Annotated in this window: 3 protein-coding genes; 2 read left to right on the top strand and 1 reads right to left on the bottom strand. The window is 71.7% G+C overall.

Annotation, left to right across the window (positions count from 1 at the left end):
- Positions 1–309: 309 nt before the first annotated feature.
- Complete coding sequence (locus ACZ4WV_RS35385) at positions 310–1,203, bottom strand: NADP-dependent oxidoreductase (protein ID WP_465753203.1); 894 nt, start codon at positions 1,201–1,203, stop codon at positions 310–312.
- A 69-nt stretch (positions 1,204–1,272) separates the two neighbouring features.
- Between ACZ4WV_RS35385 and ACZ4WV_RS35380 the strand changes: the two genes are divergently transcribed.
- Positions 1,273–1,848 carry a TetR/AcrR family transcriptional regulator gene (locus ACZ4WV_RS35380; protein ID WP_465753201.1) on the top strand — a complete coding sequence of 192 codons (576 nt, stop codon included), beginning with the start codon at positions 1,273–1,275 and terminating at the stop codon, positions 1,846–1,848.
- 339 nt (positions 1,849–2,187) lie between these two features.
- Positions 2,188–3,504 carry a M64 family metallopeptidase gene (locus tag ACZ4WV_RS35375; RefSeq protein WP_465753199.1) on the top strand — a complete coding sequence of 439 codons (1,317 nt, stop codon included), beginning with the start codon at positions 2,188–2,190 and terminating at the stop codon, positions 3,502–3,504.
- The last annotated feature ends 168 nt before the right edge of the window (positions 3,505–3,672 follow it).

The raw sequence follows: 3,672 nt of genomic DNA, 5'->3' as shown, positions 1-3,672 counted from the left end.
ACACCGAACTCGTCCCCGAAATCGCCGACGAGCCGAACTACGAAGCCGCCCTCACCACCCTCAACTGAACCCGCACTCACGAACACCGGCCGCCCTTTGCGGCGATTTCCGACCGTCGGGTGAGTGAACCCAGGGCCGCGGTGTTCCTGAGCACGCGTGGGGCCTCCTGAGCCGCTGCTGCCAATCCGGCAGGCTCAGCTGTTCCTGCTCCTCCAGGCGGGCCGCCTGGCGGGTGAGTCGGCCGTTGTCCTCACCGCGGCAGGGCTACGGCCGACCGATCGATGCGACCGACCACCGAACGCGCCGGCGTCAGATCACCACGACGCGGCGCCCACGGGTGTGACCGGCATGGCTGTCGATGTGCGCGGCCGCCGCTTCGGCGAGGGCGTATGACTTCTCGACCGGGATGTGGAGCTTCCCCCGTGAGATGAGGTCGACGGTCTCCGCGAGGGCGTCCGACATGTTCCCGGCCACGCCGGAGAAGCGGACACCCAACTCCGGCGCGCTGAGGTCGGCGATGGAGACCACCTTGCCCGGGTCGCCGGTCAGCTCGACCAGCTCGCGGATCACACCCGAACCGGCCAGATCGAGAGCCGCGTCGACCGGGCCGAGCTGCCGCACCCGCTCGACCCAGCCCTCGCCGTACGTGGTGGCCAGGGCGCCGAGGCTCCGGAGGTAGTCCTGGTTCCCGGGCCCGGCCGTGCCTATCACCGTGATGCCGCGGTCGCGGGCGACCTGCAGCACCGCCGACCCCACTCCCCCGGACGCGCCACTGGCCAGCAGCGTCTGGCCGGGCTCCACACCGACCTGGTGGAGGATCCGCAGCGCGGTCTCCATCACGGACGGGTATCCGGCCGCCTCCTCGAACGTCAGGCCCTGGGGCATGGGCGCCCAGGCCGAAAGGACGGCGAACTCGGCGTAGGTCGCCGAGCCTTCGCCGAACACGTGGTCGCCGATCTCGACCCCGTCGACGCCTTCGCCCACCTCGTCGACCACGCCGGCGGCGTCCTGTCCGACGCCGGCGGGCAGTTCGATCGGATGGGTCTTCCTGAACTGGCCTTCTCGGATCCTCCAGTCGACGGGGTTCACGCCGGCAGCCCGCACGGCGATGCGTATGCGGCCGGGGCCCGCATGGGGCTCCTCGGCGTCGGTGAGGTGCAGGACATCGGGGCCGCCGTACTCGGCGAAGCTCATCCTCTTCATGCGGCGACCGTAGCACTAACGGTTAGTGTTTCGAAACGGTTAGGGAGTCGTATCTGATAGCGTCATGCCATGACCGCGCCACCCGGACGCCGTGAACGCAAGAAGGCCGCGACCCGCCAGAAGATCGCCGACACCGCACTACGGCTCTTCCTGGAACGCGGGTACGACGCGGTGGGCATCCGCGAGGTGGCCGCCGAGGCCGACGTCGCCGTCACCACGCTCTTCTCCCACTTCGCCTCCAAAGAGGCCCTGGTGTTCGAGCAGGACGAGGACTTCGAGCAGCGCCTCACGGCGACGGTCACCGGCCGGGCACCGCACGAGCCGCTCGTTCCCGCGCTGCGCCGCGAGATCCTGGCCCTGGTACGGCACTGCACGGCGGACAGCGCCGCACCGATCTGGCGCATGATCGACGAATCGCCCGCCCTGCGGGAGTACGAGGAGTCGATGAGGCTGCGCCATGCGGAGTCGCTGGCGGCGGCGATCACCGCCGACCCCGAGCTGCCGCTGACCGCGACGGCCGGGCGGGCGATCGCGAGGTTCGCGATCGACGCCTACTCGCTGGCCCGCGAGGCGCCGGAGCCTGAGGCCGCGGTGGACGAGATCTTCCGGATGATCGAGGCCGCCTGGCAGGCCGCCTGCCCGTGAAGTGCCGGGCCTGACGACCGAGCAGGGTCAAGTCCCCGTGGGTCACGGGAACGCGCCACTTCCCAAGCCGGGCCCCAAGTGGCGGCCCGCGGTGTCGCGTTACAGGCCCTGACTCGGCAAAGCGCTGCGGTCGGCCGCGCCGTTCGTGATCGTCGCCATCGGCCTCGCCCTCACCGTTCTCGGCTTCGTCCGGTTCACGGACACCTTCGGGGAGATGAGAGCGGCCGGGTGGCCGGGAAGTCGGGGGAGGCGACGGTGAGGCGCCGAACCCCGAGGGGTTGTCAGGTCTAGCACAAGGGAAGGGTCTTCCCCACACGACCACCACCGGGAGGGCCACCCGTGCACTCGAAGTCCCAGACCGCCACCAGGGCGGCAACCGCTCTGGTCACCACCGCCCTAGCCGCGACCCTCCTCGGCGCCGCCCCCGCCGGAAGCGCGCCGCCCGGGGCGGCCCAAGCCCGGCAGCAGGTGGAGGTCTTCGCCGAGGACGGCGGCATCTCCCGCACCACCGCACCGACCGCCTCTCCCTACCTCGCCAGCCCGGCCCCCGGGCTGACCGCGCCGAGCGGCGACGGCGAGGTCACCCCGCTGGTGCGCAACGGTGACACCGCCTCCAAGCTGGACGTGGTGGTGATAGGCGACGGTTACGCGGCCCAGGAGCAGGAGAAGTTCCGCACCGACGCCGCCGAGAAGTGGCGCGAGATCACCGCCGTCGAGCCGTACGCGACCTACCGCGGCCTGTTCAACGTCTGGGCGGTGTCCGCCGTTTCGCCCGAGTCCGGCGTCTCCGGCGATCCGGACCAGGCGACCGTCCGGCACACCGCGCTCGGCTCGTACTTCTGGTGCGACGGCGTGGAACGGCTGCTCTGCGTGGACGAGAAGGCGGTCGAGCGCTATGCCGCGAAGGCCCCGCAGGCGGACCTGGTGATCGTGGTGGCCAACAGCGCCAAGTACGGCGGCGCCGGGTACAACGACGTCAAGTCCCCGCTGGGGTACGAGGGCATCGCCACCGTGGCCGGCGGCAACGCCAAGTCCGGACAGATCGCCGTGCACGAGACCGGGCACTCGCTGGGCAAGCTGGCCGACGAGTACGCCTACGACGGCCAGGGGACGTACCAGGGCGAGGAGCCGGCCGAGGCCAACATCAGCACGCTGACCGCCGACCGGATGCGCGACCAGAACGTCAAGTGGTCCCGCTGGCTCGGGAAGTCCTCGCCCGACGGCGGAACGGTCGGGACGTACGAGGGCGGCGGCTACTACCCGACGGGGCTCTACCGGCCGACCGAGAACTCGATCATGCGCTCGCTCGGGCGCGAGTTCAACCTGCCGGGACGGGAGGCGATGATCGCCGGCTTCTACCGCCACGCCACCCCGCTGACCAGCCCGACGCCCACCGGCACCTGGCTCACCGCCGCCGACCGCCTCACCGTCGACCTGCCGGTCCCCGGCACGCAGTTGCGCTGGTACCTGGACGGGCGCGAGCAGCCGCAGCTGCGCGGCCGTACGGCGCTCGACCTCGACGCCCTGCACCTGACCGGTCCGCGGTCACGGCCCCACCTGCTCAGCGCCGTCGCCACCGATCCCACTCCGGCGGTGGCGGACCCCGCACTGCGACGGGAACTGACCGGCAGTCTGTCCTGGCTCCTCACCCGGTAGCTCCGCAACTCGACACGCCCCGAAGTCCGACACGGCCCCGAAGCGCCACACGGCGCCGGGGCCCGACAACGCGCCGGGGCCGGCGGGAGGGTGTCGCCGGGGCCCCCCCTGCTCCCCTCCCGAGGCGCGCCTCGGCAGGCCCCCCCGCCGCCGAGGGAGCAAGGGGTG

This window comes from Kitasatospora sp. NPDC029312 (assembly GCF_055569215.1).
This window is presented reverse-complemented; position numbering and strand designations above follow the sequence as displayed.